Below are 24882 nucleotides of genomic sequence, written 5' to 3'. Positions count from 1 at the left end.
CTCCACCCCCTGGAGCCTTATGCCACGCTGCTTTTGGTGTACCGAAGATCCGTTGTACATGGCTTATCACGATCAGGAGTGGGGCACGCCGCTACGCGATGCGCAGGGTTTGTTCGAGTTGCTTTTGCTTGAAGGGTTCCAGGCCGGGCTGTCGTGGATCACCGTGCTGCGCAAGCGCGAGCGTTACCGCGAGGTGCTGTACGGCTTCGACGTGCAGCGCGTGGCGCAGATGAGCGATGCCGAAATCGACGATCTGATGCTCGATCCGGGAATCATCCGCAACCGCCTCAAGCTCAATGCCGCCCGGCGCAATGCCCAGGCCTGGCTGGCGCTGGAAGACCCGGTGACGTTCCTCTGGTCGTTTGTCGGCGGGCAACCGATCATCAACCATTTCAAGGATCGCAGCGAAGTCCCGGCGATCACCCCCGAAGCACTGGCAATGAGCAAAGCCCTGAAAAAGGCCGGCTTCACCTTCGTCGGCCCGACCATTTGCTACGCGCTGATGCAGGCCTCGGGCATGGTCATGGATCACACCCGGGACTGTGACCGCTACGCGCAGCTGGTCAACGGCGGTTAGAATGGCCGCCTCGCGCACCGCACAAGATCAGGAGTGACCTGTGGAAAAGTTTAAAGGCGCCTTGCTGGTAGGCGCTCTGCGGCTGTTTGCCCTGCTGCCATGGCGGGCCGTACAGGCCGTGGGTTCGGCGATCGGCTGGATCATGTGGAAAACCCCCAATCGCTCCCGCGACGTGGTGCGAATCAACCTCGCCAAATGTTTTCCACAGATGGACCCGGCCGAGCGCGAGCGTCTGGTCGGCCAGAGCCTGAAAGACATCGGCAAGTCGCTGACCGAAAGCGCCTGCGCGTGGATCTGGCCGGCGCAGCGTTCGATCGATCTGGTGCGCGAAGTCGAAGGCCTCGACATCCTCAAGGACGCCCTGGCGTCGGGCAAAGGCGTGGTCGGCATCACCAGCCATCTGGGCAACTGGGAAGTGCTCAACCACTTCTATTGCAGCCAGTGCAAACCGATCATTTTCTATCGCCCGCCGAAGCTCAAGGCGGTGGATGAATTACTGCGCAAACAGCGCGTGCAGTTGGGCAACAAAGTCGCGGCATCGACCAAGGAAGGCATCCTCAGCGTCATCAAGGAAGTGCGCAAAGGTGGTGCGGTGGGCATTCCTGCCGACCCGGAACCGGCCGAATCCGCCGGGATCTTCGTGCCGTTCTTCGCCACCCAGGCGCTGACCAGTAAATTCGTGCCGAACATGCTCGCCGGCGGCAAAGCGGTCGGCGTGTTCCTGCACGCCCTGCGCCTGCCCGACGGTTCCGGCTACAAAGTGATCCTCGAAGCTGCGCCAGAGGCCATGTACAGCACCGATACCGAAGAATCCTGCGCGGCCATGAGCAAAGTGGTCGAGCGCTATGTGGCGGCGTACCCGAGCCAGTACATGTGGAGCATGAAGCGCTTCAAGAAGCGCCCGCCAGGCGAAGCGCGCTGGTACTGACGAAGTTGGCACACTCTGTGGATAACCTGTAGGAGCTGCCGCAGGCTGCGATCTTTTGATCTTGCTCCTTCAGTTATCCACAACCGTTCATCAAAGGGCGCAACAAGATGTCCGAACAACGCAAATCCTTCCGCATCAAGATTACCCACGACAGTTTTGGCGAATGCCTCGGCCAGACGCGCAACCTCACACCGACCGGCGTGTACGTCGAGCATCCGCGACTGGCTTCGCTGCCCAGAGGTGCAGTGGTTTATGGACAGGTGCAGGGTTTACCCACAGGCGCGCCGCGGGTGCGGATGGAAGTGGTGACGGTGGATGCCGAGGGCATCGGGCTGCGCTATCTGTGAATCAGGTCGCCTGACGATCGAGTTTCTTCAGAAACACCGCCATTTCCTTTTCGGCCTGCTTGTCGCCATGGGCGCGTGCCGCTTCCAGACCTTGTTCCCATGCCTGACGCGCAGCGGTGTGATCGCCCAGCGCCTGTTGCGCCTTGCCCAACAGTTTCCAGGCCGCCGAGTACTTCGGATCAAAGCTCACGCAGCGCTGCAAATGTTCGGCGGCCTTGGCGTTCTCGCCCAGATCCAGATAACCCTTGCCCAGGCCGAAGCGCAGCAGCGAGTTATCCACACCCTTGGCGAGCATTTTTTCCAGGGATTCGAGCATGGGTGGATTCCTTGTGGGTGGAGTGTCAGGTGTTGATCGGGTTTAGTGAGGCCGCTTTCGCGAGCAAGCCCGCTCCCACAGGGGACACGCATTCCAAATGTGGGAGCGGGCTTGCTCGCGAAAGCGGCCGTCACCGTCAGCGAAAATTCTGGATCAGAAAAAGCTCAACCCCACATGAAACAGCTTCTCCACATCGCGAATATGCTTTTTATCCACAAGGAACAGGATCACATGGTCGCCGGTTTCGATCACGGTGTCGTCGTGGGCGATGATCACTTCTTCGTTGCGAATGATCGCGCCGATCGTGCTGCCCGGCGGCAGACCGATTTTTTCGATGGGCCGGCCAATCACCTTGCTCGATTTCGCATCGCCATGGGCAATCGCTTCGATGGCCTCCGCCGCGCCCCGGCGCAACGAGTGCACGCTGACGATATCGCCACGCCGCACGTGGGCCAGCAGCGTGCCGATGGTCGCCAACTGCGGGCTGATGGCGATGTCGATGTCGCCGCCCTGGATCAGGTCGACGTAAGCCGGGTTGTTGATGATCGTCATCACCTTCTTTGCCCCCAGCCGTTTGGCCAGCAGCGAGGACATGATGTTGGCTTCGTCATCGTTGGTCAGCGCGAGGAAGATGTCGGCATCGGCAATGTTTTCTTCCAGCAACAGATCACGGTCTGATGCGCTGCCCTGCAGCACCACGGTGCTGTCGAGGGTGTCGGAGAGATAGCGGCAGCGGGCCGGGTTCATCTCGATGATCTTCACCTGATAACGGCTTTCGATGGCCTCGGCCAGACGTTCACCGATCTGCCCGCCGCCAGCGATGACGATGCGCTTGTAGGTTTCGTCGAGACGGCGCATTTCGCTCATCACCGCGCGAATATTCTCACGGGCAGCGATGAAGAAGACTTCGTCATCAGCCTCGATCACGGTATCGCCCTGCGGCAGGATCGGCCGGTCGCGGCGGAAAATCGCCGCGACGCGGGTTTCGACGTTCGGCATGTGCTCGCGCAACTGGCGCAGTTGCTGACCCACCAGCGGCCCGCCGTAATACGCGCGCACCGCCACCAGTTGCGCCTGGCCTTCGGCGAAGTCGATCACCTGCAACGCGCCCGGGTGCTGGATCAGGCGCTTGATGTAGTTGGTCACCACTTGCTCGGGGCTGATCAGCACGTCGACCGGAATCGCTTCGTTCTGGAACAGCTGTTCCTCACGATTGAGGTAGGACGCTTCGCGCACCCGGGCGATTTTGGTCGGGGTGTGGAACAGGGTGTGGGCGACCTGGCAGGCGACCATGTTGGTCTCGTCGCTGTTGGTCACCGCCACCAGCATGTCGGCATCGTCGGCGCCGGCCTGACGCAGCACCGACGGCAGTGAGCCGCGGCCCTGAATGGTGCGGATGTCGAGACGGTCGCCGAGGTCGCGCAGGCGCTCGCCGTCGGTGTCGACCACGGTGATGTCGTTGGCTTCGCTGGCCAGATGTTCAGCCAGCGAACCGCCGACCTGCCCCGCACCGAGGATGATGATTTTCATCCAGTCACTCCATTGAATCCGTTTAGCCGCGCGCGGCAGCGATCTTGATCAGCTTGGCGTAGTAGAACCCGTCATGCCCGCCCTGCTGGGCCAGCAATTGGCGACCATGCGCCTGTTTGATCCCGGCGCTGGTGGCCAGGTCCAGCTCACGGGCGCCGGGGGTGCGCTCAAGAAATGCGGCGACGACTTCGGTGTTCTCGGTCGGCAGGGTCGAGCAGGTGGCGTACAGCAGAATGCCGCCGACTTCGAGGGTTTTCCACATAGCGTCGAGCAGTTCGCCTTGCAGTTGCGCGAGGGCGACGATGTCGTCCGGCTGCCGGGTCAGCTTGATGTCCGGATGGCGACGGATTACCCCGGTGGCGGAGCACGGCGCATCGAGCAGGATGCGCTGGAACGGTTTGCCGTCCCACCACGCTGCGGTGTCGCGGCCATCGGCGGCGATCAGTTCGGCATTCAGACCGAGACGCTCAAGGTTTTCCTTCACCCGCACCAGACGCTTGGCTTCCAGATCCACCGCCACCACGCCGGCCAGTGCCGGTTCGGCTTCGAGGATGTGACAGGTCTTGCCGCCCGGCGCGCAGCAGGCGTCGAGCACGCGCTGGCCCGGCGCCAGGTCGAGCAGATCGGCGGCCAGTTGCGCGGCCTCGTCCTGCACGCTGATCCAGCCTGCGGCGAAACCCGGCAGGCTGCGCACGTCGGCGGCGGCTTCGAGGACGATGCCGTCGCGGCTGTAAACGCATGGGGTCGCGGCAATTCCGGCGTCCGTCAACAAACCGAGATAGGCGTCGCGGCTGTGATGGCGGCGGTTGACCCGCAGGATCATCGGCGGATGCGCGTTGTTCGCCGCGCAGATCGCCTCCCACTGTTGCGGCCAGAAAGCTTTCAGGGATTTTTGCAGCCAGCGCGGGTGGGCGGTGCGCACCACCGGGTCGCGTTCCAGTTCGGCGAAAATCGTCTCGCTTTCGCGCTGGGCGTTGCGCAGCACCGCGTTGAGCAGGCCTTTGGCCCAGGGCTTTTTCAGCTTGTCGGCGCAACCCACGGTTTCGCCGATGGCGGCATGCGCCGGGACGCGGGTATAGAGCAATTGATAGAGGCCGACCAGCAGCAGCGCCTCGACATCGGCGTCGGCTGCCTTGAACGGCTTCTGCAGCAGTTTCTCGGCCAGTGCCGACAGGCGTGGCTGCCAGCGCGCGGTGCCGAACGCCAGATCCTGAGTGAAACCGCGATCACGGTCTTCGACCTTGTCCAGTTGCGTCGGCAAAGAGCTGTTCAGCGAAGCCTTGCCGCTGAGCACGGCGGCGAGTGCCTTGGCGGCGGCCAGACGTGGGTTCATTGCGCGTCCACCGCTGCGCCGAGCACGGTGCCGACGGCGAACTTCTCGCGACGGCTGTTGAACAGGTCGCTGAAGTTCAGCGCCTTGCCGCCGGGCAATTGCAGGCGGGTCAGGCACAGGGCCTGTTCGCCGCAGGCGACGATCAAGCCGTCCTTGCTGGCGCTGAGGATTTCACCCGGGGCGCCTTTGCCGTCAGCCAGCGTTGCCGCCAGCACTTTCAGTGCTTCGCCGTTGAGGCTGCTGTGGGTAATCGGCCATGGGTTGAAGGCGCGCACCAGACGCTCCAGCTCGACCGCCGGACGGCTCCAGTCGAGACGCGCTTCGTCTTTGTTGAGCTTGTGCGCGTAGGTGGCGAGTTCGTCGTTCTGTACTTCGCCTTCGAGGGTTCCGGCGGCCAGACCGGCAATCGCCTGGACCACGGCGGGCGGGCCCATTTCGGCGAGGCGGTCGTGCAGTGTACCGCCGGTGTCGTCGGCGCTGATCGGCGTCACGACTTTGAGCAGCATCGGCCCGGTGTCCAGGCCGGCTTCCATGCGCATCACGGTCACGCCGCTTTCCGCGTCACCGTGTTCCACGGCGCGCTGGATCGGCGCCGCACCGCGCCAGCGCGGCAGCAGCGAGGCGTGGCTGTTGATGCAACCCAGGCGCGGAATATCCAGCACCGCCTGCGGCAGGATCAGGCCGTAGGCGACCACCACCAGCAAGTCCGGCTTGAGTGCGGCGAGTTCGGCCTGAGCCTCAGCGTTGCGCAAGGTCGGCGGCTGCAACACCTGGATATTATTTTCCAGCGCCAGCTGTTTGACCGGGCTCGGCATCAGTTTTTGCCCACGACCGGCCGGACGATCCGGTTGGGTGTAGACCGCAACGATCTCGTAAGGGCTGTTCAGCAGGGCCTTGAGGTGTTCGGCGGCGAATTCCGGGGTGCCGGCAAAAACGATGCGCAATGGCTCAGTCATGAAGGGAGTCTCATAAAAAGAAAAAGGCTTGCCGCAGCAAGCCTTTGAAGAGGGGCATCAAGCGTTCTGGCGGTGCTGCTTTTCCAGTTTTTTCTTGATCCGGTCGCGCTTGAGCGTGGACAGGTAGTCGACGAACAACTTGCCGTTGAGGTGGTCGCATTCGTGCTGGATGCACACCGCGAGCAGGCCTTCGGCGATCAGCTCGTACGGCTGGCCGTCGCGGTCCAGCGCCTTGATTTTGACCTTCTGCGGGCGGTCGACGTTTTCGTAGAAACCCGGTACCGACAGGCAGCCTTCCTGGTACTGCTCCATCTCGTCGGTCAGCGATTCGAACTCGGGGTTGATGAACACTCGCGGTTCGGTGCGGTCTTCGGAGAGGTCCATCACGACGATACGTTTGTGCACGTTGACCTGGGTCGCGGCGAGGCCGATGCCCGGCGCTTCATACATTGTTTCAAACATGTCATCGACCAACTGACGCACTTCGTCGTCCACTACAGCCACAGGCTTGGCGATAGTACGCAGACGCGGGTCCGGGAATTCGAGGATGTTTAAAATGGCCATAGGCTGATTGCTGCACGTATTGAGTAAAGTCGGGTCGATGGCCTGGCAGGTCCGAAGATGCAGGCTACCGTTGTGAAGCGTAGCCAATGCAATTGCACTGGCGAGCCAAAGGGGCTCTGACGGTTCACGCGAACGCACATGATAAAGGGATTCGCTGCATGAGGAAAACACTACTCGCCCTGCTGCTTCTGGCCTCGGCCGGCGTGGCGCAAGGGCAGGTGCAACTCAGGGAAGATTTTCCACAGCAATACACGGTGGTTTCGGGGGACACGCTCTGGGACATTTCCGGCAAATATCTGCGTGAGCCCTGGCAATGGCCGCAGCTGTGGCGGGCCAACCCGCAGATCGAAAACCCCAACCTGATCTATCCCGGCGACACGCTGACGCTCAGTTACGTCAACGGCCAGCCGCAACTGACCCTCAACCGTGGCCAGTCACGCGGCACCATCAAGCTGTCGCCGCGCATCCGCACCAGCCCGGTGGCCGAGGCCATCCCGAGCATTCCACTGAAATCGATCAACAGCTTTCTGCTGAGCAACCGCATCGTCGACAAGGTCGAGGATTTCGACAAGGCGCCGTACATCGTCGCCGGCGATGCCGAGCGCGTGCTCAGCGGCACCGGCGACCGGATCTTCGCCCGCGGCCACTTCGACCCGAATCAGCCGGTGTACGGGATCTTCCGGCAGGGCAAGGTCTACACCGATCCGCAGACCAAGGAGTTCCTCGGGATCAACGCCGATGACATCGGCGGCGGCGAGATTGTCGCCACTGAGGGTGACGTCGCCACCCTCGCCCTGCAACGCACCACTCAGGAAGTACGCCTGGGCGACCGCCTGTTCAGCGGCGAGGAGCGCTCGATCAACTCGACCTTCATGCCCAGCGCGCCGAGTACCCGGATCAACGGTTTGATCATCGACGTGCCGCGCGGCGTTACCCAGATCGGCGTGATGGACGTGGTGACCCTGAACAAGGGCAAGCGCGACGGCCTTGCCGAAGGCAATGTGCTGGTGGTGATGAAAACCGGGGAAACCGTGCGCGACCGCATCACCGGCCAGCCGCTGAAAATTCCGGACGAACGGGCCGGATTGCTGATGGTATTTCGCACCTACGACAAGCTCAGTTATGGCCTGGTCCTCAACGCTTCACGCTCGCTGGCGGTACTCGACAAGGTGCGAAATCCTTAGCAGGCTTAACAAGTTACCAACAGAGTTATCCACAGCTTGTTCCGAATGGTTCGGGACTTATAACGATCAAGGATGATCCACCATGCTGTCTGCCTGTACCTCCGTTTCCCCTGCGGAACTGGAAGCGCGTTTGCGCCTGCACCGTCTGCCGGATGTTGGCCCGAAACGTTTCGCCAAATTGCTCGAAGCCTTCGGCTCGGCCTCGAAAGCCCTCAGTGCGCCGGCCAGTGCCTGGCGCGCGTTGGGCTTGCCGGCGGCGTGTGCCGAGGCGCGGCGCAGTCCCGAAGTGCGCGATGGCGCCAGCCATGCATTGCGCTGGCTAGAGCAGCCGCAGCAGCATTTGTTGATGTGGGACCAGGCCGATTACCCGGCGCTGCTGGGACAGATACCCGACCCACCACCGCTGCTGTTCGTGGCCGGCGATCCGGCGATTCTGGAAAAACCGCAGCTGGCGATGGTCGGCAGTCGTAGCGCTTCGCGTCCGGGCATGGACACCGCTGCAGCGTTTTCCCGCAGTCTGGCCGGGGCCGGTTTTGTCATCACCAGCGGCCTCGCGCTGGGCATCGACGCGGCGGCCCACCAGGCGGCACTGGACGCCGGCGGGCTGACCGCAGGCGTTCTGGGCACCGGGCTGGAAAAATTTTATCCACAACGCAATCGACGTCTGGCCGAGGCGATGATTGCTTCGGGTAGCGCGGTACTTTCCGAGTTCCCGCTGGACGCCGGCCCGACGGCGAGCAACTTCCCCCGGCGCAACCGGATCATCAGCGGTTTGTCTCTCGGCGTGCTGGTGGTCGAGGCCAGTGTTGCCAGCGGTTCGCTGATCACCGCACGGCTGGCAGCGGAACAAGGGCGCGAGGTCTACGCGATTCCCGGCTCGATCCATCACCCCGGCGCGCGGGGTTGTCACCAACTGATCCGCGACGGCGCAGTGCTGGTGGAAACCATCGAACACATCCTCGAAGCCCTGCGCGGCTGGCAACATCTGCCGTTATCCACAGACACGCCGAGCAGCGATCATCCATTGCTGAACCTGCTGCACGCCGCGCCGCATACCAGTGAGGCTTTGGCCGCCAGTAGTGGCTGGGCGCTGCCCAAAGTGCTGGCAGCGCTGACCGAACTGGAAATGGAGGGGCGTGCGGTGTGTGAAAACGGTCGCTGGCTGGCCAGGACACGCTAGGTTTTACGGGGAAGATCGGTAAACTGCGCAAAACCTGTTTTCGGAGAGTTTTTTCATGGTCAACAGTTGGCGTGTGCAACAAGCCGCACGAGAAATTCGCGCCGGGGCGGTGATTGCCTATCCAACCGAAGCCGTCTGGGGGCTGGGTTGCGACCCGTGGAACGAAGAGGCGGTGGATCGGCTGCTGGCGATCAAGAATCGTTCGGTGGACAAGGGCCTGATCCTGGTTGCCGACAACATCCGTCAGTTCGACTTCCTGTTCGAAGACTTCCCGCAAGAGTGGATCGACCGCATGTCCGCTACCTGGCCGGGGCCGAACACCTGGCTGGTGCCACACCAGAACCTGTTGCCGGAGTGGGTGACGGGGGTGCATGACACGGTGGCGCTGCGGGTCAGCGATCATCCGCAGGTCCGTGATCTGTGCTCGATGGTCGGGCCGCTGATTTCCACCTCGGCCAACCCGCAGGGGCGTCCGGCAGCGCGCACGCGGTTGCGCGTGGAGCAGTATTTCCGCGGGCAGCTCGACCTGATCCTTGGCGGGCAACTGGGTGGGCGAAAGAACCCCAGCGTGATCCGCGATCTGGCGACCGGCAAGGTCATTCGTCCCGACTGATCCGGCCTCAAACCTTTGAAATGTGCCTACTCCTCGGCTTGCTGGCGAGGAGTACTACGCATGCCTGCGATTTGTCCTGCAACGGCGCTGCTTTGCGCGTCAGAAAAGTCGCCAAGTACCCGGATTCATTGATTTTTCCCACCGGTTTTTCAGACCCGCTTCCGTGGCGCAATCGGCAAAAGCAACCATCCTTTCCCTGCACTCGAAACACTTCGATAAGTTAAGGTCTGCGGAGAAAGAATGGACACTACGGATTTGCAACTCACGGATTACCTGCAGGCGCTTCAGGTGACGCTGAACAGTCACCATGAGGGATGCCGTATCGTGACGCTGGAAGCGGGCTCGGATACTCAGGAGTTCGACCGATTCATCGATCGGCAATTTCGGCTGCGGCTGCAGCATTACATGCTGACTTCACGGGCGCGGCTGCTCGAATCGCAACTGGCGATCAAGGCGCGCAGTACGCACTTTCTGCTCTATCGGCACGAGCAATTGCTGGCGGTACTGCGGGCGACCCCGGCACCGTTCGAATGGGCGTTGCTGGCCCAACAACATGTCTCGCCCACGGTGGCGCTGGCGCGGCATGTCGAGTTCAGCCGCCTGATCTCATACTCGACCCATCAACTGCCGATCGCGGTCAACGGTCTGCTGGCGGCCGCTGCCGAGTGGGCGATCAAGAGTGGTTATCAAGGCGTCACCGCGTTGTGCAGGTCGCAACAGCTGCGCTTTTACCAGCGTTTCGGCCTGATGCCGATCGCCTCCAATGCCCTGCGCATCGAACAGCGCGCACGCGGTGATTACTGGGTGTTATCCGCCGAGTGGCGGCAAATTCTCGCGGCGGTTCAGCAGCCGGATCCGGCGACGGTGGGGCATGTGGTGCAGAAACCGCTGGCGTGTCAGTTGCTGCGGTTCTGAAGGGGGCGAGCCGTGTTGCCAAGCGGGGTCGCTGAGACCCCGACTGGCAAGCGGTCGAGCGGGCTATCAGGGCAGGAGGATGGTCGAGCCGGTGGTGCGCCGCGCCGACAGTTCGGTCTGCGCTTTGGCCGCGTCGGCCAGTGGATACCGCTGACTGATGTCGACCTTGAGCTTGCCGCTGGTGATCATCTCGAACAGCTCGTCGGCCATGCGCTGCAGGTTTTCCGCGTTGTTGGCGTAGGTCGCCAGGGTCGGCCGGGTCACATACAGCGACCCTTTGGCCGAAAGAATCCCCAGATTGACCCCGTCCACCGCGCCGGAGGCATTGCCGAAACTCACCAGCAGGCCACGGGGCGCCACACTGTCGAGCGAGGTCAGCCAGGTGTCCTTGCCGACGCCGTCATACACCACCGGGACTTTCTTGCCATCGGTCAGCTCCAGCACGCGCTGTGCAACGTTCTCATGGCTGTAGTCGATGGTCGCCCAGGCGCCGTTGGCTTTGGCCAGTGCGGCTTTTTCCTTCGAACTGACGGTACCGATCAGCTTCACGCCCAGCGCCTTGGCCCATTGGCAGGCCAGCGAACCGACGCCCCCGGCGGCGGCGTGGAACAGAATGGTTTCGCCAGCCTTGAGTTCATAGGTCTGGCGCAGCAGGTATTGCACGGTCAGGCCTTTGAGCATGACCCCGGCGGCGGTATCGAAGCTGATCGCGTCCGGCAGCTTCACCAGATTGGCCTCGGGCAAGGTGTGCAACTGGCTGTAGGCACCCAGCGGGCCGCTGCCGTAGGCGACGCGATCACCGACCTTGAACCGGGTGACCTCGCTGCCCACCGCGTCGACGATGCCGGCGCCTTCTGCGCCAAGGCCGGACGGCAGCGCAGGCAGCGGGTACAGACCGCTGCGGTAATAGGTGTCGATGAAGTTCAGGCCGATCGCCTGGTTGGCCACCCGAACCTGATTCGGGCCGGGCGCGGCGGGTTCGTAATCAACAAACTCGAGCACTTCGGGACCGCCGTGGGCGCGAAACTGGATACGCTTTGCCATCTGCCTGCTCTCCTTGGGGCGTTTGTGAGCCCCCTATCCAACTCCCCTGCTTGATCTTCGTCAACTGCGGCACGCTGGCCTGCGGTGTTATGCTACGCGCCCATTTGCGCCGACCCCCGCCTGCGGGGCGCCCGCGTAGCTATGCCCTGATTCAAGGTGAAGCCATGACGACCCGCACCGACGCCGTAAAGGCCTATCTGCTCGACCTGCAAGACCGCATCTGCGCCGCACTGGAGACCGAGGACGGCGGCACGCGCTTCGTCGAAGACGCCTGGACCCGGCCTGCCGGTGGTGGCGGTCGCACCCGTGTGATCGAAAACGGCACGTTGATCGAAAAGGGCGGCGTCAACTTTTCCCATGTGTTCGGCAGCGGCCTGCCGCCGTCGGCCAGCGCCCATCGTCCGGAACTGGCCGGGCGCGGCTTCGAAGCGCTCGGCGTGTCGCTGGTGATTCACCCGCACAACCCGCATGTGCCGACCTCGCACGCCAACGTGCGTTTTTTCATCGCCGAGAAGGAAGGTGAAGAGCCGGTCTGGTGGTTCGGCGGCGGCTTCGACCTGACCCCGTATTACGGCAACGAAGAAGACTGCATCCACTGGCACCGCGTCGCCGAGCGGGCCTGCGCGCCGTTCGGCGCTGACGTCTACCCGCGTTACAAGGCCTGGTGCGACACCTACTTCCACATCAAGCATCGCCACGAACCGCGCGGCATCGGCGGACTGTTCTTCGATGACCTGAACGAGTGGGACTTCGACACCAGTTTCGCCTTCATGCGCGCGATCGGTGACGCGTATATCGACGCTTATCTGCCGATCGTGCAACGCCGCAAACACGATGCGTTCACCGCTCAGCAGCGTGAATTCCAGGAATTCCGCCGTGGCCGCTATGTCGAGTTCAACCTGGTGTACGACCGCGGCACCCTGTTCGGCCTGCAGTCGGGCGGGCGTACCGAGTCGATCCTCATGTCGCTGCCACCGCAAGTGCGTTGGGGCTACGACTGGAAAGCCGAGCCGGGCAGCGAAGAAGCGCGCCTGACCGAGTACTTCCTGCAAGACCGCGACTGGCTGGCTCAGGCCTGAGGATTGCTGATGGATCGTTACGTCGTTTTCGGTAACCCGATCGGTCACAGCAAGTCGCCGATGATTCACAAGCTGTTTGCCGAGCAGACCGGGCAGTGCCTCGACTACAGCACCCTGCTGGCGCCGCTCGACGATTTCAGCGCTTGCGCCACGGCGTTCTTTCAGAACGGTCGTGGCGCCAACGTCACCGTGCCGTTCAAGGAGGAAGCCTATCGTCTGGCCAACAGCCTGACCGCCCGTGCGCAGCGGGCCGGTGCGGTCAACACCTTGAGCAAACTCACCGACGGCACGCTGCTCGGCGACAACACCGATGGTGCCGGACTGGTGCGCGACTTGACGGCGAATGCCGGGGTCAGCCTGCGCGGCAAACGCATCCTGCTGCTCGGTGCCGGCGGCGCGGTGCGTGGCGCGCTGGAGCCGCTGCTGGCGGAACAATCGGCGTCGGTGATCATTGCCAACCGCACGGTGGACAAGGCCGAGCGCCTGGCCGAGTTGTTCGGTGATCTGGGGCCGGTGTCGGCCAGTGGTTTCGACTGGTTGCAGGAGCCGGTGGACGTGATCATCAACGCCACCTCCGCCAGCCTCACCGGTGACGTGCCGCCGATTGCGCCGAGTCTGATCGAGCCGGGACGCACTCTGTGCTATGACATGATGTACGGTAAGGAACCGACCGCGTTCTGCCGTTGGGCGTCCGAACATGGCGCGGCGGTGTCGATGGATGGCCTGGGGATGTTGGCCGAGCAGGCGGCCGAGGCGTTTTACCTGTGGCGCGGTGTGCGCCCGGATACGGCGCCAGTGCTGGCTGAGTTGCGTCGACAGCTGAAGGGCTGAAAATCAAAAGATCGCAGCCTTCGGCAGCTCCTACAGAGTGAACACCAGTCCCCTGTAGGAGCTGCCGAAGGCAGCGATCTTTTCAATCCTCAAACCGGATCGGGCAGTGCTCGGCCCCTTCCAGCTTGCGCAACTCCTCCACCACCTGCGGCCGTGCCCGGCGCAGTGTCAGGCTGCGATTCTGGCGCAGCAGACGGCGCGCCTCCTGGTGCAGCATCTCCACCCCCGAATAATCGATGAAGTTGATCTGCTGCGCCTCGATCACCACCCGTGCGCCATGCAGCCGTTGCAGGCGCACCTGCAGGTAGTGGCTGGCGCCGAAGAAGATCGAGCCGCCGACCCGCAGCACATCGTCCTCACCATCGCGCCAGTGCTGGACCCGAGGTTGTGAGGTGCGCTTGAGGTAGAAGAACAGCGACGCCAGCACCCCGGCATAAATCGCCGTCTGCAACTCCAGCAGCAAGGTCGCGAGGCAGGTCAGGGCCATGACCACGAATTCGGCGTGGCTGACCCGCAGCAATGCGCGAATGCCGCGATGGTCCACCAGCCCCCAGGCGATCAACAGAATGCTCCCGGCCATGGCCGGAATCGGAATGTGCGCAATCAGACCAGCGCCGAAGATCGCGAACAACGCGACCCAAAGCGCCGAAAACACCCCGGCCAGCGGCGAACAGGCGCCCGCCTCGTAACTCAGTCCCGAGCGGGTGAACGAGCCGGCGGACAGCGATCCGGAAAAAAACGCGCCGACGATATTCGACAACCCCTGTGCGCGGACTTCCTGATTGGCATCGAGCATTTGCTGTGAGCGTGCAGCGATCGAGCGGGCAATCGACAGACTGGTGACCAGTCCGAGCATGCCCACCGCCACCGCGCTCGGCAGCAAACGCAGGATCAGATCCACATCCAGCGGCAAGCCACTGAACGGTGGCAAGCGCCCGACAAAGGCGCTCACCCGTTGCACATGGCCGAACATCGCCGGCCACAACCACACCACGGCGCTGGCCAGTACCAAAGTGATCAACAAGGTCGGCCAGCGCGGTAGCAGCTGTTTGAGCACGAAACCGACGATCACCGTGGTCACGCCCAACACCAACGAAGGTTTATCCACAGCCCGCAGGTGTTGCAGCAAGTCGGTAAGGCTGGCCAGTGCCGTGGCGTGCGCCGGCAGGTCCAGACCCAGCAGGTTCGGCAGCTGGCCGATGGCAATCACCACCGCCGCGCCGAGGGTGAACCCCAACACCACCGAGTGTGAGACGAAATTTACCAGCGCACCGAAGCGTAACAAGCCCAGCAACCATTGGAAGATCCCGGCGAGGAAGGTCAGCAGCAGGATCAGTGTGATGTAGTCCTGCGACGAGGGCACTGCCAGCGGACTGACGCTGGCATAGAGCACAATCGAAATCGCTGCGGTCGGGCCGCAGATCAGGTGCCAGGACGATCCCCACAGACAGGCGATCAGCACCGGGATGATCGCGGCGTAGAGACCGTATTCGGGAGGCAGGCCGGCGATCAGTGCGTAGGCGATCGACTGCGGTAACGCGAGAATGGCACCGCTGAGGCCGACGAGCAGATCCCGTCCGACGCTGGCGCGGGTTTGCCGCGGTAACCAGGTGAGGAAGGGGAACAGTGAGTGGCGACTGGGGAAGGCCATGGGGTCTCGCGATGGGGATTTTGGTCAAGGTTATCAGGGTGACGGCGGGAAAAGCCCCTCACCCTAGCCCTCTCCCAGAGGGAGAGGGGACTGACCGTGTCGTTCTGTCGAGGTTCATCGACCTGAAAGTCCTGAGCCGAGCTCAGGTTCTGAAAACCATGAAGGTCTGCTCCCTTCCCCCTCTCCCCCCTGGGGGAGAGGGTTGGGGTGAGGGGGCAAAAATCTCAAGCCACGCCCAATTCCAGCAACCCAACAATCAGAGCTTGGTTTTCACCGCCGCCAACGCATCCTTGCCATCCACCGTCTTCACCCCCTCTAGCCACTTGTCCAGCACCGCCGGATTGGCCTTGATCCACGCCTTCACCGCCTCGGCATTGCTGACCTTCTTGTTCACCACCTCAGCCATGATGCTGTTCTCCATGTCCTGAGTGAAGGCCAGATTGCTCAGCAACTTGCCCACATTCGGACACGCCTCGGCGTAGCCCTTGCGCGTCAGGGTGTACACGCTGCCGGTATCACCGAAATACTTCTCGCCGCCCTTGAGGTAATGCATCTTCAACTGCACGTTCATCGGGTGCGGGGTCCAGCCGAGGAAGGTGACGAATTTCTGTTTCTTCACCGCCCGCGACACCTCGGCGAGCATCGCCTGTTCGCTGGACTCGATTAGCTTCCACTGGCCGAGGTCGAAATCGTTCTTCCTGATGATCTCCTGCAACGAGGCGTTTGCAGGCGCACCGGAACCGATGCCGTAGATCTTCTTCTCGAACTTGTCGGCGTATTTGTTCAGGTCGGCAAAATTGTGCACACCGGCGTCCCACACATAGTCCGGGACCGCCAGGGTGAATTCGGTGCCGTCGAGGTTCTTCGCCAGTTGTGTCACATCGCCAGTGGCAATGAACTTGTCATAGAAGCCCTGCTGCGCCGGCATCCAGTTACCGAGGAACACGTCCACCTGGCTATCCTTCAAGCCGCCGTAGGTGATCGGCACCGCGAGGGTGTCGACCTTGGCCTTGTAGCCCATGCCGTCCAGCAGAAACCCGGCGATGGCGTTGGTCGCGGCGATGTCGCTCCAGCCCGGATCGGCCATCTTCACCGTTTCGCAGCTTTGCTCGGCGAATGCCGAGGCGCTGCCCAGGGCCAGCAGGCCAATCGTCAGTGCTGTGGATAACTTGCGCATGGACTTCCCCTTAACATTATTGGTTTTGGCAGGGTTGTGGATAACGGGCCTTGCGCTCCAGATCATCAAGGTCGATGTGGTTGCGCATGTATTGCTGACTGGCGTCGACCAGCGGCTGGTGATCCCAGCTCTTCAGCTTGCCGAGGGTCAGTGCCCCGGCGACAAAACGACGGCGGCGCTGGCTGGCCAAGACATCGCGGTGGATCGCCGGAATGTCCCATTTGGCACGCGCTTCGGCGAGAAAATCGTCGAACAGCTGGCGATGTTGCGGCGACTGGCTGAGTTCTTCGAGTTCACGCGGGTCGTTGTGTACATCGAAGAGTAGGCAAGGGTCGCTTTCGCTGTAGACAAATTTGTAGGCACCACGGCGAATCATCATCAGTGGGCTGACGGTGCCTTCGGCCATGTATTCGCCGAACGCCTCATCGTGCCCGCCCTGCCCTTGCAGATGCGCCAGCAGCGAACGGCCATCCAGCGGAAGGTCAGGTTCCAGTGTGCCGCCAGCCAGTTCGACGAAGGTTGGCAGCAGGTCGGCAGTGGATACCGCAGCGCTGACCCGGCCGGCAGCGAACTGCCCCGGCGCACTGATCAACAGCGGCACCCGCGCGGCCATCTCGAACCAATGCATTTTGTACCAGAGGCCTTTCTCGCCGAGCATGTCGCCGTGGTCGCCGGAGAACACAATGATCGTGTCATCAATCAGCCCGGTATCTTCGAGGGTTTGCAGAAGTTTGCCGACATTCGCGTCGATATAGCTGCAAGCACCAAAGTACGCCCGTCGAGCATCACGGATCTTATCCACAGGCAGCGGCTTGTCCCACAGGTCGTAGACCTTGAGCAGGCGTTGTGAATGGGGATCGAGGGAATGTTGCTCGGGGGTTGTCGGCAGCGGGATGTCGCCATCGTCATACAAATCCCAGAACGCCTTGGGAATGGTGTACGGGTCGTGCGGGTGAGTCATTGATACGGTCAGGCAGAACGGCTGGTCGCCGTCCTCGCGGATGTGATCGAACAGGTATTGCTGAGCCTTGAACACCACCTCTTCATCGAAGTCGAGCTGGTTGGTGCGCACGCATGGCCCGGCCTGCAGCACCGAGGACATGTTGTGATACCAGCTCGGGCGTACATCCGGTTCGTCCCAGTTCACTGCCCAGCCGTAGTCGGCCGGGTAGATGTCGCTGGTCAGGCGTTCCTCGTAACCGTGCAATTGATCCGGGCCGCAGAAATGCATTTTGCCCGACAGCGCCGTGCGGTAACCGAGGCGGCGCAGGTAGTGGGCGTAGGTTGGAATGTCGGCGGGGAAATCGGCGGCGTTGTCGTACGCGCCAATCTTGCTCGGCAGCTGGCCGCTGACCAGGGTAAAACGCGACGGCGCGCACAACGGGCTGTTGCAGTAGGCGGCATCGAACACCACGCCTTGAGCGGCGAGGCGTGAGATATTCGGCAGTTTGATCGGCGACGGACCGTAGATCGGCAACATTGGCGCGGCCATCTGATCGGCCATGATGAAAAGAATGTTCTTGCGCTTCATGTGATCGCGGCATTCCATAGTGAATATTTATGCGACATTGCTGCGATTGAGCATGGATTCCATGCCCTGCCGGGTAAAGCCCGCGCCGGACAATGACTAGGATAAGCGCTGCTTATGTATGAAGCCCTCGGTAACCTATCCCTCGATCCGTTGCGCGCCTTCGAAGCGGCGGCACGCCGTCGCAGCTTTACCGCCGCGGCGGTAGAGCTGGGTACCACGCAACCTGCGATCAGCCAGCAGATCAAGCGTCTGGAAGAACAGCTGGGTGTGCGGCTGTTTGACCGCATCTACCGGGGTATCGAGTTGACCGAGAGCGGGACGATTCTGTTTGAGCAGGTTCAAATCGGTTTGCAGCAAATAGATGCAGGATTGAGCGCAATCAGCGCTCAACAGCAGCATGAGGTGTTACAGGTCGCCACCGATTTCGCTTTCGCCGCGTATTGGCTGATGCCCCGTTTGCAGCGCTTTCACCAGGCCAACCCGAACGTCGACGTCAGCCTGGTGACCAGCGAGCGCAACCACAACATGCTGCGCACCGACATCGATGTCGCCATTTTGTTTGGCGACGGGCGTTTCAAGCAGGGCGAAAGCCATTGGCTGTTCAGCGAGGAAGTATTCCCGGTGTGCAGCCCGCAGTTGCTCAAGGAGCGATCCCTGCCCTTGCCCGCCCAAGCGTTGCTGGAGTTTCCGCTGCTGCACCTGCGAGGCGAACACAGCAGTAACTGGTTTGACTGGAGCGGACTGTTCCGCGAACTGGGCATCAGCACCCCGCCGGCACCGGGGCAATTGCGTTTCGACAATTACACGTTGTTGATTCAAGCGGCGATTGGCGGCCAGGGCGTCGCCATCGGCTGGCGGCACCTTGTGGATAACTTGCTGAATCAGGGCTTGCTGTGCCGGCCGATTGCCGAAACCACGCTGTCGCGCCTGGGTTATTACGTGGTGTTGCCGCAACGCAAACGCCGGGGGGCGTTGATTCAGCAGTTTGTCGACTGGTTGATGGCGGAGCAGGCGAGCAGTGCCGAGTCGCTCGCCGGGGTGGCGCTGCCTTCGATTGCGGTTTGAAGAGCAAAAGATCGCAGCCTGCGGCAGCTCCTACAGTTGGCGAGCATTTATGTATCTGAGGCGGCGACGAAATTCACGTGCTGGCCCACATGCAGATTCAGCCGCAGCTCATCGGCAATCCCTACCGCGACGCGGTTCAGCCGTTCCAGCGGCTCCGCCAGCCCCGGCTCGAGATTGCCACCGACCTGGCTGAAATGTTCGATGGTCAGCCCGGCTACACCGTGCGGCGCGTTCACCAGCGTCCACTGCAGCGGGCTGCTTTGCAGGGCTTCGCGGATTTCTTCGGCAGCGTGGCGCTGCAAAACGTCATCCAGCTCCGGCTCGTCGAGCACGGCGAAACTGCCGACCAGAAACAGTCGCGATACGTTGGCCGCTTGCAAGCCGTCGACCAGGGCGTCGACCGCCAGCACCTGTTCCACCGGCCCCAGCACCACCGAGCGTTCCACATGGTCGCTGCTGAATGGCAGGCCCGGCGCGTTCAGCAGGCAGATCACCGCCGAGCTGCCCGCGACGCTTTGCTTGACCCGCTCGGCGTCGAACAGATCGCCGCTCTTGGTGCGCAAGCCCGGACGCGGCGCGAGTGCGGTCAAGTCGTCAAGAATCGCGATAACCTCATGCTGACGCCGCAGCAATTCAGCCATCAACGCACCGCCCAGGCTGGCCATGGCACCATACAGCACCACTTTTACCGTTGGGGTTTCGGCATTTTTCATGGCTGAGCCCTCTTCTTATCCGTTTGTATGACGTGTGACATACGCGCAACGCAGAGGGTTCGAACCGATTTGCGAGGGTTTCAGATGCAAGTGATCAAGGGCTACCACGCTCACGTCTATTTCGACGCCAGTACCATCGATCAGGCGCGCGCCCTGTGTGAGCAGGCCGCGCAACTGTTCCCATTGAAAATGGGTCGCGTCCACCAACGCCCGGTCGGCCCGCACCCGGACTGGAGCTGCCAGTTGGCTTTCGGCCCGGAGCTGATCGGTGAAGTGCTGCCGTGGCTGGCGCTCAATCGCAACGGGCTGGTGGTGTTCTTGCACCCGGACACGGGCGACGATTTGCGCGACCACACCGAGCATGCAATCTGGATGGGTGCGATACGTCCGCTGGATCTGTCTGTTTTTTGATCAGAGCGTTTCTTGCGGCTCGCCCGGCAGATGCTCATCCAGATGCAGCCAGGGCAGTCGGCTGTCGGTCCAGATATGCCGCTCGGCCGGCGCCCGCTCCGGGTGATCCAGCGTGGCAATGGTCACATCGATGCTCTCCGGGCTTAGTTGAGTCACCAGCGCCAATTGCGCCCCGCATTGCGGGCAGAAAAACCGCGCGCAGCTGACCGACGAGTCATAGCGCGAAGGCGTGCCGGCCAGCCACTGAAAGTTGAAGGCCGGCACGCTGATCCAGGTGGTGACGATGCCGCCGCTGACTTTGCGGCAAATCGAGCAGTGGCAATGCGCGATGTCATGCAGCGGCCCGCTGAACTGATAGCGGATGTGTCCGCAATGGCAGCCACCGCTGTGCATGTGTTCCATGTCCGTGCCCTCCCGTCCTCGAATTGCTTGACTCTAGCCGCATCCGACGGCCGGTTGACCATTCGTTCGAAGCTTTCTGCGGCGAAAGGTAGTTGAAAGGTTGCCCGATTAGGATCGCCGCCACTACCGGCAACAGACCGGTTGGCCTACACGTGTGATCGCTCGCACGCCAGGCCCAATTAACAACAACAATGGTGATTCTGATGTCCTCTGTAGCCCGCCCTCTCGCTGTCACTCCGCCCGTACGTCTCGTGCTTGCCGTTCTGCGCTGATCCAGCCCGATCCGCTCACTCAATTAGCCGCGCTACGCCTGGAGTATTTCTATGCTGACTTTCCTTGGCTTCGCCATGGTCATCACGTTCATGTTCCTGATCATGACCAAGCGCCTGTCCGCGCTGATCGCCCTGATCATCATCCCGATCCTGTTCGCCCTGTTCGGTGGCTTTGCACCGAAGATCGGTCCGATGATGCTCGAAGGCATCACCAAACTCGCGCCGACCGGCGTGATGCTGATGTTCGCCATTCTGTACTTCGCCCTGATGATCGACTCCGGCCTGTTCGACCCGGCCGTGCGCAAGATCCTCAAACTGGTCAAGGGCGACCCGTTGAAAGTTTCGGTCGGTACCGCCGTGCTGGCGCTCGTCGTTTCCCTTGATGGTGACGGCGCGACCACTTACATGATCTGCGTGGCTGCCATGCTGCCGCTGTACAGCCGCATCGGCATGAGCCCGCGGATCATGGCCGGTCTGATCATCCTCGCCGGTGGCGTGATGAACATGACCCCCTGGGGCGGCCCGACCGCCCGTGCCGCCAGTGCGCTGCATGTGGACCCGTCGGACATCTTCGTGCCGATGATCCCGGCGATGGCTGCCGGGGTGGTGGCGATCCTGATCATTGCCTACTTCTACGGCAAACGTGAGCGCGCGCGTCTGGGCGAGCTGCAACTGATCGGCGACGAGATCGATCACAGCGAAATCAGCGTGTCGCAGTTCCCGGATGCCCGTCGTCCGAAGCTGATCTGGTTCAACGGCCTGCTGACCCTGGCGCTGATGTGCACACTGATCGCCGGCCTGCTGCCGCTGCCGGTGCTGTTCATGGTGGCGTTCAGCATCGCGATGATCGTCAACTATCCTTGCCTGCAAATGCAGAAGGACCGGGTTGCGGCCCACGCCGGCAGCGTGCTGTCGGTGGTCAGTCTGATTTTCGCCGCGGGCATCTTCACCGGTATCCTGTCCGGAACCGGCATGGTCGACGCCATGTCGAAAAGTCTGCTGGCAGTGATTCCGGATTTCCTCGGCCCGTACCTGGCGGTGATCACGGCGCTGGTGAGCATGCCGTTCACCTTCTTCATGTCGAACGACGCGTTCTACTACGGCGTGTTGCCGGTACTTTCCGAAGCGGCCAGCCATTACGGCATCACCGCGGTGGAAATGGCCCGTGCCTCGATCGTCGGTCAGCCCGTCCACTTGCTGAGTCCGCTGGTGCCGTCGACTTACCTGCTGGTGGCGCTGGCCGGTATCGAGTTCGGTGACCATCAGCGTTTCACCCTGAAGTGGGCAGTGCTGGTCTGCCTGTGCATACTGGTGGCCGCCTTGCTGCTGGGGACATTCCCGCTGTTCAGCACGTTGTAACGGCATTCATTCACCCTGACGCCAGCTGCTTGCTGGCGTCATGGTTTAACACTCGCTCAAAGGAATACACATGGATTGGCTGACCAACCCCGAAATCTGGGTTGCCTTCTTTACCCTGACCGCCCTGGAAATCGTTCTGGGCATCGATAACATCATCATGATTTCGATCCTGGTCAGCCGCATGCCCAAACACATGCAGCAACGCACACGGATCTTCGGCCTCGGCCTGGCGATGATCACGCGGATCCTGTTGCTGCTGTCGATCACCTGGGTCATGCGCCTCACCGCCGACCTGTTCGTGGTGTTCGGCCAGGGCATTTCCGGTCGCGACCTGATCCTGTTCTTCGGTGGTCTGTTCCTGCTGTGGAAGAGCTCGCAAGAGATGTACCACGCGCTGGAAGGCGAAGATGAAAGCGGCGACGAGCCTTCGGGCAAGGGCGGCAACTTCCTCTACACCATCATCCAGATCGCGATCATCGACATCGTGTTCTCGCTGGACTCGGTGATCACCGCCGTCGGCATGGTGTCCCACGTGCCGGTAATGGTCGCGGCAATTGTCGTCGCAGTGCTGGTGATGATGGCGGCTTCGGGCAAGATCAGCGAATTCATCGACAAACACCCGTCGCTGAAGATGCTGGCGCTGTCGTTCCTGCTGGTGGTCGGCACCGTGCTGATTGCCGAGTCGTTCGACGTGCATGTACCGAAGGGCTACGTCTACTTCGCCATGGCCTTCTCGCTGGCGGTGGAAGCGATCAACATCAAAATGCGCACCGCGATCGCCAAGAAGAAAAAACAGCAGGACCCGGTGAAACTGCGCAAGGATGTGCCGGGGCAGTAATCCGGTAGTCCATACGCAATACCCATTGTAGGAGTGAGCCTGCTCGCGATAGCGGTCTGTCAGTCAACATCAATGTTGAAGCTGATGGCCCTATCGCGAGCAGGCTCACTCCTACAGTTGTTTAGGGGGCGCGAGCAGGCTCGTTCCTACAGGGTTTCGAGTGTTTTGAAGAGATGTGGATGAACCCATGTTCATGACAGTTTTGTTTCAATCCACCGTTTAGCTGTGCAATGCTGGCGCCCAGACCGTTAGCCAACTACAGCTTAAGTATCAAAAACGTAGAAACCGCGCGGTACCGTCAACTTGCCTCTCTGGGGCACTGAAATACAGGGGGTCTGTATGCTCACCCTGCTCGATTTGCTGTCCGCCGTGGCCCTGCTGATCTGGGGCACGCACATTGTCCGAACCGGCATCCTGCGGGTGTACGGCACCAATCTGCGCCATGTGATTGGCCAGAACATGTCCAAACGCTGGCTCGCGTTCATCGCCGGCATCGTCGTGACCGCGATGGTGCAGAGCAGCAACGCCACCGCGATGCTGGTCACGTCCTTTGTTGGCCAGGGTCTGATGGCGCTGACCCCGGCGCTGGCGACCATGCTCGGTGCCGACGTCGGTACCGCGCTGATGGCGCGGGTGCTGACGTTTGACCTGTCGTGGCTGTCGCCGCTGCTGATTTTTCTCGGGGTGATTTTCTTTCTGTCGCGCAAACAGACGCGGCTCGGGCAGATGGGCCGGGTCAGCATCGGTCTGGGGCTGATCATTCTCGCGCTGCAACTGATCGTCGAGGCCGCCGCGCCGATTACCCACGCCCAAGGGGTCAAGGTGATCTTCGCTTCGCTGACCGGCGACATCCTGCTCGACGCCCTGGTGGGCGCGCTGTTCGCGATGATTTCCTATTCCAGCCTCGCCGCCGTGTTGCTGACCGCGACCTTGGCCGGCGCCAGCGTGATCAGTCTGCCGGTGGCGATCGGTCTGGTGATCGGCGCCAACATCGGCAGTGGCGTGCTGGCGTTCATGAGCACCAGCATGCAGAACGCGGCCGGGCGGCAAGTGGCGCTGGGCAGTCTGCTGTACAAGCTGATCGGGCTGCTGCTGATCATTCCGGTGCTCGATCCGCTGGTGCACTGGATGGACGGCCTGGATTTCAGCCCGCAGGAAATGGTCATCGGTTTCCACCTGCTCTACAACACCGCGCGCTGCTTGATCCTGCTGCCCAGCGTCTCGCCGATGGCGCAGCTGTGTGCCTGGCTGCTGCCGGAGCGCCCCGAAGTCAGCGGCACCGCCAAACCCCGGCATCTCGACCCGACCGCGCTGGTCACGCCCAGCCTGGCATTGGCCAACGCCGCCCGCGAGACGCTGCGCATGGGCGATCTGATCGACAACATGCTCGACGCCACCCTCGACGTGCTGCGCGGCAAGCAGACCGCCGTCACTCAGGAGATGCGCCGACTGACCGATGACGTCGAAGCGCTGTACAGCGCGATCAAGCTGTACCTGGCGCAGATGCCCCGCGAGGACCTCGGCGAGCAGGACAGTCGGCGCTGGGCAGAGACCATCGAACTAGCGATCAACCTGAAACTGGCCAGCGACCTGATCGAACGCATGCTGCGCAAAGTGCAGCAGCAGAAGACCTCGCAACGACGCTCGTTCTCCGAGGACGGCCTGGAGGAACTGGCCGGGCTGCAGCAGCAACTGATCGCCAACCTGCGCCTGGGGCTGTCGGTGTTCCTCAGCGGCGACAGGGAAAGTGCCCGCCAGTTGTTGCGCGAAAAACGTCGCTTCCGCGCCCAGGAACGCCGTCTGGCCCACGCGCATGTCAGCCGGTTGCAACGCAAGATCGTGCAGAGTCTGGAAACCAGTTCGCTGCATCTGGAGCTGATTGCGGATATGAAACGCTTGAATTCGCTGTTCTGCAGCAGTGCTTACGTGGTGCTGGAGACGGCGGATACCGGGGCGCTGGAAGCGGATGATATTGCCGATATTACGCATTCGCCTTGAACGACTGCGGCTGGGGTCAGTCCGTTACACATAGTTCAGCCTCAAGGCCGCCTTCGCTGGCAAGCCAG

Annotated in this window: 25 protein-coding genes; 14 read left to right on the top strand and 11 right to left on the bottom strand. The window is 62.0% G+C overall.

The features are described 5' to 3' along the window. Positions 1-19 precede the first annotated feature (19 nt). The 3 genes from ACXR0M_RS00535 to ACXR0M_RS00525 all read left to right on the top strand — a co-directional run bounded on the left by ACXR0M_RS00535 (position 20) and on the right by ACXR0M_RS00525 (position 1852). Entirely contained in the window at positions 20-577 is a 558-nt protein-coding gene (locus ACXR0M_RS00535) for a DNA-3-methyladenine glycosylase I (protein WP_458828960.1), read from the top strand. A 40-nt stretch (positions 578-617) separates the two neighbouring features. Then, on the top strand, positions 618-1505 hold the full coding sequence (locus ACXR0M_RS00530; protein WP_027610276.1) for a lysophospholipid acyltransferase: 888 nt from the start codon (positions 618-620) through the stop codon (positions 1503-1505). A gap of 107 nt (positions 1506-1612) precedes the next feature. Then, a complete protein-coding gene (locus tag ACXR0M_RS00525; RefSeq protein ID WP_458828958.1) occupies positions 1613-1852 on the top strand; it encodes a PilZ domain-containing protein in 240 nt (79 codons plus the stop codon). A 1-nt stretch (position 1853) separates the two neighbouring features. Here the strand turns inward: ACXR0M_RS00525 and ACXR0M_RS00520 are convergent, their stop codons facing one another. The 5 genes from ACXR0M_RS00520 to def all read right to left on the bottom strand — a co-directional run bounded on the left by ACXR0M_RS00520 (position 1854) and on the right by def (position 6551). Then, entirely contained in the window at positions 1854-2168 is a 315-nt protein-coding gene (locus ACXR0M_RS00520) for a tetratricopeptide repeat protein (RefSeq protein WP_458828957.1), read from the bottom strand. 153 nt (positions 2169-2321) lie between these two features. Beyond that, a complete protein-coding gene (gene trkA, locus ACXR0M_RS00515; RefSeq protein WP_003220233.1) occupies positions 2322-3698 on the bottom strand; it encodes a Trk system potassium transporter TrkA in 1377 nt (458 codons plus the stop codon). A gap of 22 nt (positions 3699-3720) precedes the next feature. Beyond that, positions 3721-5031 carry a 16S rRNA (cytosine(967)-C(5))-methyltransferase RsmB gene (gene rsmB, locus ACXR0M_RS00510; RefSeq protein ID WP_458828955.1) on the bottom strand — a complete coding sequence of 437 codons (1311 nt, stop codon included), beginning with the start codon at positions 5029-5031 and terminating at the stop codon, positions 3721-3723. Next, positions 5028-5987 carry a methionyl-tRNA formyltransferase gene (fmt, locus tag ACXR0M_RS00505; RefSeq protein WP_458828953.1) on the bottom strand — a complete coding sequence of 320 codons (960 nt, stop codon included), beginning with the start codon at positions 5985-5987 and terminating at the stop codon, positions 5028-5030. The genes rsmB and fmt overlap by 4 nt, the downstream gene beginning before the upstream one ends. A gap of 57 nt (positions 5988-6044) precedes the next feature. Continuing rightward, a complete protein-coding gene (gene def, locus ACXR0M_RS00500) occupies positions 6045-6551 on the bottom strand; it encodes a peptide deformylase (protein ID WP_085733888.1) in 507 nt (168 codons plus the stop codon). 158 nt (positions 6552-6709) lie between these two features. Here def and ACXR0M_RS00495 point away from each other — a divergent pair, with 158 nt between their 5' ends. The 4 genes from ACXR0M_RS00495 (at position 6710) to ACXR0M_RS00480 (ending at position 10443) form a co-directional block, all read left to right on the top strand. After that, positions 6710-7735, top strand: a complete 1026-nt coding sequence (locus ACXR0M_RS00495) for a LysM peptidoglycan-binding domain-containing protein (RefSeq protein WP_458828951.1) — start codon at positions 6710-6712, stop codon at positions 7733-7735. An 82-nt stretch (positions 7736-7817) separates the two neighbouring features. Next, positions 7818-8915 carry a DNA-processing protein DprA gene (dprA, locus tag ACXR0M_RS00490; RefSeq protein WP_458828949.1) on the top strand — a complete coding sequence of 366 codons (1098 nt, stop codon included), beginning with the start codon at positions 7818-7820 and terminating at the stop codon, positions 8913-8915. Positions 8916-8970: 55 nt separating this feature from the next. After that, positions 8971-9528 (top strand): L-threonylcarbamoyladenylate synthase, encoded by a 558-nt coding sequence (locus tag ACXR0M_RS00485; RefSeq protein ID WP_458828947.1) that lies wholly within the window; start codon positions 8971-8973, stop codon positions 9526-9528. Positions 9529-9768: 240 nt separating this feature from the next. Then, a complete protein-coding gene (locus tag ACXR0M_RS00480) occupies positions 9769-10443 on the top strand; it encodes a hypothetical protein (RefSeq protein WP_458828946.1) in 675 nt (224 codons plus the stop codon). A 66-nt stretch (positions 10444-10509) separates the two neighbouring features. Here the strand turns inward: ACXR0M_RS00480 and ACXR0M_RS00475 are convergent, their stop codons facing one another. After that, positions 10510-11487, bottom strand: coding sequence for a quinone oxidoreductase family protein (locus ACXR0M_RS00475; RefSeq protein ID WP_458828944.1), 978 nt, complete (start codon positions 11485-11487; stop codon positions 10510-10512). A gap of 164 nt (positions 11488-11651) precedes the next feature. Here ACXR0M_RS00475 and hemF point away from each other — a divergent pair, with 164 nt between their 5' ends. Both hemF and aroE read left to right on the top strand, forming a co-directional pair. Continuing rightward, a complete protein-coding gene (gene hemF, locus ACXR0M_RS00470; protein WP_458828942.1) occupies positions 11652-12566 on the top strand; it encodes an oxygen-dependent coproporphyrinogen oxidase in 915 nt (304 codons plus the stop codon). 9 nt (positions 12567-12575) lie between these two features. Then, positions 12576-13397 (top strand): shikimate dehydrogenase, encoded by an 822-nt coding sequence (aroE, locus tag ACXR0M_RS00465; RefSeq protein ID WP_458828940.1) that lies wholly within the window; start codon positions 12576-12578, stop codon positions 13395-13397. A gap of 82 nt (positions 13398-13479) precedes the next feature. On the opposite strand, the gene ACXR0M_RS00460 is transcribed toward aroE, so the two are convergent. The 3 genes from ACXR0M_RS00460 to betC all read right to left on the bottom strand — a co-directional run bounded on the left by ACXR0M_RS00460 (position 13480) and on the right by betC (position 17756). Further along, complete coding sequence (locus ACXR0M_RS00460; RefSeq protein ID WP_458828938.1) at positions 13480-15048, bottom strand: SulP family inorganic anion transporter; 1569 nt, start codon at positions 15046-15048, stop codon at positions 13480-13482. A gap of 256 nt (positions 15049-15304) precedes the next feature. Further along, positions 15305-16225, bottom strand: a complete 921-nt coding sequence (choX, locus tag ACXR0M_RS00455; protein ID WP_458828936.1) for a choline ABC transporter substrate-binding protein — start codon at positions 16223-16225, stop codon at positions 15305-15307. 16 nt (positions 16226-16241) lie between these two features. Then, on the bottom strand, positions 16242-17756 hold the full coding sequence (gene betC / locus ACXR0M_RS00450) for a choline-sulfatase (protein WP_458828934.1): 1515 nt from the start codon (positions 17754-17756) through the stop codon (positions 16242-16244). 114 nt (positions 17757-17870) lie between these two features. Between betC and ACXR0M_RS00445 the strand changes: the two genes are divergently transcribed. After that, positions 17871-18821, top strand: a complete 951-nt coding sequence (locus ACXR0M_RS00445) for a choline sulfate utilization transcriptional regulator (RefSeq protein WP_458828932.1) — start codon at positions 17871-17873, stop codon at positions 18819-18821. A 47-nt stretch (positions 18822-18868) separates the two neighbouring features. Here the strand turns inward: ACXR0M_RS00445 and ACXR0M_RS00440 are convergent, their stop codons facing one another. Beyond that, complete coding sequence (locus tag ACXR0M_RS00440) at positions 18869-19534, bottom strand: NAD(P)-dependent oxidoreductase (protein WP_458828931.1); 666 nt, start codon at positions 19532-19534, stop codon at positions 18869-18871. Positions 19535-19618: 84 nt separating this feature from the next. Between ACXR0M_RS00440 and ACXR0M_RS00435 the strand changes: the two genes are divergently transcribed. Next, positions 19619-19945: a DOPA 4,5-dioxygenase family protein gene (locus ACXR0M_RS00435; RefSeq protein WP_458828930.1), complete on the top strand. Its 327-nt coding sequence runs from the start codon at positions 19619-19621 to the stop codon at positions 19943-19945. Here the strand turns inward: ACXR0M_RS00435 and ACXR0M_RS00430 are convergent, their stop codons facing one another. Then, on the bottom strand, positions 19946-20347 hold the full coding sequence (locus ACXR0M_RS00430) for a GFA family protein (protein WP_458828928.1): 402 nt from the start codon (positions 20345-20347) through the stop codon (positions 19946-19948). 323 nt (positions 20348-20670) lie between these two features. On the opposite strand from ACXR0M_RS00430, the gene ACXR0M_RS00425 reads away from it, so the two are divergent. The 3 genes from ACXR0M_RS00425 to ACXR0M_RS00415 all read left to right on the top strand — a co-directional run bounded on the left by ACXR0M_RS00425 (position 20671) and on the right by ACXR0M_RS00415 (position 24814). Then, positions 20671-21978, top strand: a complete 1308-nt coding sequence (locus tag ACXR0M_RS00425) for a CitMHS family transporter (RefSeq protein ID WP_458828926.1) — start codon at positions 20671-20673, stop codon at positions 21976-21978. A 70-nt stretch (positions 21979-22048) separates the two neighbouring features. Next, positions 22049-22816, top strand: a complete 768-nt coding sequence (locus ACXR0M_RS00420) for a TerC family protein (RefSeq protein ID WP_458828924.1) — start codon at positions 22049-22051, stop codon at positions 22814-22816. Between the two features lie 339 nt (positions 22817-23155). Next, positions 23156-24814, top strand: coding sequence for a Na/Pi cotransporter family protein (locus tag ACXR0M_RS00415; RefSeq protein ID WP_458828922.1), 1659 nt, complete (start codon positions 23156-23158; stop codon positions 24812-24814). The last annotated feature ends 68 nt before the right edge of the window (positions 24815-24882 follow it).

Source organism: Pseudomonas sp. Eth.TT006 (assembly GCF_054456575.1).
This window is presented reverse-complemented; position numbering and strand designations above follow the sequence as displayed.

Bases quoted from the DNA above. Each gene is read 5' to 3' on its own strand.
- ACXR0M_RS00535 (WP_458828960.1), top strand. From the start codon at position 20: ATGCCACGCTGCTTTTGGTGTACCGAAGATCCGTTGTACATGGCTTAT.
- ACXR0M_RS00525 (WP_458828958.1), top strand. From the start codon at position 1,613: ATGTCCGAACAACGCAAATCCTTCCGCATCAAGATTACCCACGACAGT.
- ACXR0M_RS00520 (WP_458828957.1), bottom strand. From the start codon at position 2,168: ATGCTCGAATCCCTGGAAAAAATGCTCGCCAAGGGTGTGGATAACTCG.
- trkA (WP_003220233.1), bottom strand. From the start codon at position 3,698: ATGAAAATCATCATCCTCGGTGCGGGGCAGGTCGGCGGTTCGCTGGCT.
- rsmB (WP_458828955.1), bottom strand. From the start codon at position 5,031: ATGAACCCACGTCTGGCCGCCGCCAAGGCACTCGCCGCCGTGCTCAGC.
- fmt (WP_458828953.1), bottom strand. From the start codon at position 5,987: ATGACTGAGCCATTGCGCATCGTTTTTGCCGGCACCCCGGAATTCGCC.
- def (WP_085733888.1), bottom strand. From the start codon at position 6,551: ATGGCCATTTTAAACATCCTCGAATTCCCGGACCCGCGTCTGCGTACT.
- ACXR0M_RS00495 (WP_458828951.1), top strand. From the start codon at position 6,710: ATGAGGAAAACACTACTCGCCCTGCTGCTTCTGGCCTCGGCCGGCGTG.
- dprA (WP_458828949.1), top strand. From the start codon at position 7,818: ATGCTGTCTGCCTGTACCTCCGTTTCCCCTGCGGAACTGGAAGCGCGT.
- ACXR0M_RS00485 (WP_458828947.1), top strand. From the start codon at position 8,971: ATGGTCAACAGTTGGCGTGTGCAACAAGCCGCACGAGAAATTCGCGCC.
- ACXR0M_RS00480 (WP_458828946.1), top strand. From the start codon at position 9,769: ATGGACACTACGGATTTGCAACTCACGGATTACCTGCAGGCGCTTCAG.
- ACXR0M_RS00475 (WP_458828944.1), bottom strand. From the start codon at position 11,487: ATGGCAAAGCGTATCCAGTTTCGCGCCCACGGCGGTCCCGAAGTGCTC.
- hemF (WP_458828942.1), top strand. From the start codon at position 11,652: ATGACGACCCGCACCGACGCCGTAAAGGCCTATCTGCTCGACCTGCAA.
- aroE (WP_458828940.1), top strand. From the start codon at position 12,576: ATGGATCGTTACGTCGTTTTCGGTAACCCGATCGGTCACAGCAAGTCG.
- ACXR0M_RS00460 (WP_458828938.1), bottom strand. From the start codon at position 15,048: ATGGCCTTCCCCAGTCGCCACTCACTGTTCCCCTTCCTCACCTGGTTA.
- choX (WP_458828936.1), bottom strand. From the start codon at position 16,225: ATGCGCAAGTTATCCACAGCACTGACGATTGGCCTGCTGGCCCTGGGC.
- betC (WP_458828934.1), bottom strand. From the start codon at position 17,756: ATGAAGCGCAAGAACATTCTTTTCATCATGGCCGATCAGATGGCCGCG.
- ACXR0M_RS00445 (WP_458828932.1), top strand. From the start codon at position 17,871: ATGTATGAAGCCCTCGGTAACCTATCCCTCGATCCGTTGCGCGCCTTC.
- ACXR0M_RS00440 (WP_458828931.1), bottom strand. From the start codon at position 19,534: ATGAAAAATGCCGAAACCCCAACGGTAAAAGTGGTGCTGTATGGTGCC.
- ACXR0M_RS00435 (WP_458828930.1), top strand. From the start codon at position 19,619: ATGCAAGTGATCAAGGGCTACCACGCTCACGTCTATTTCGACGCCAGT.
- ACXR0M_RS00430 (WP_458828928.1), bottom strand. From the start codon at position 20,347: ATGGAACACATGCACAGCGGTGGCTGCCATTGCGGACACATCCGCTAT.
- ACXR0M_RS00425 (WP_458828926.1), top strand. From the start codon at position 20,671: ATGCTGACTTTCCTTGGCTTCGCCATGGTCATCACGTTCATGTTCCTG.
- ACXR0M_RS00420 (WP_458828924.1), top strand. From the start codon at position 22,049: ATGGATTGGCTGACCAACCCCGAAATCTGGGTTGCCTTCTTTACCCTG.
- ACXR0M_RS00415 (WP_458828922.1), top strand. From the start codon at position 23,156: ATGCTCACCCTGCTCGATTTGCTGTCCGCCGTGGCCCTGCTGATCTGG.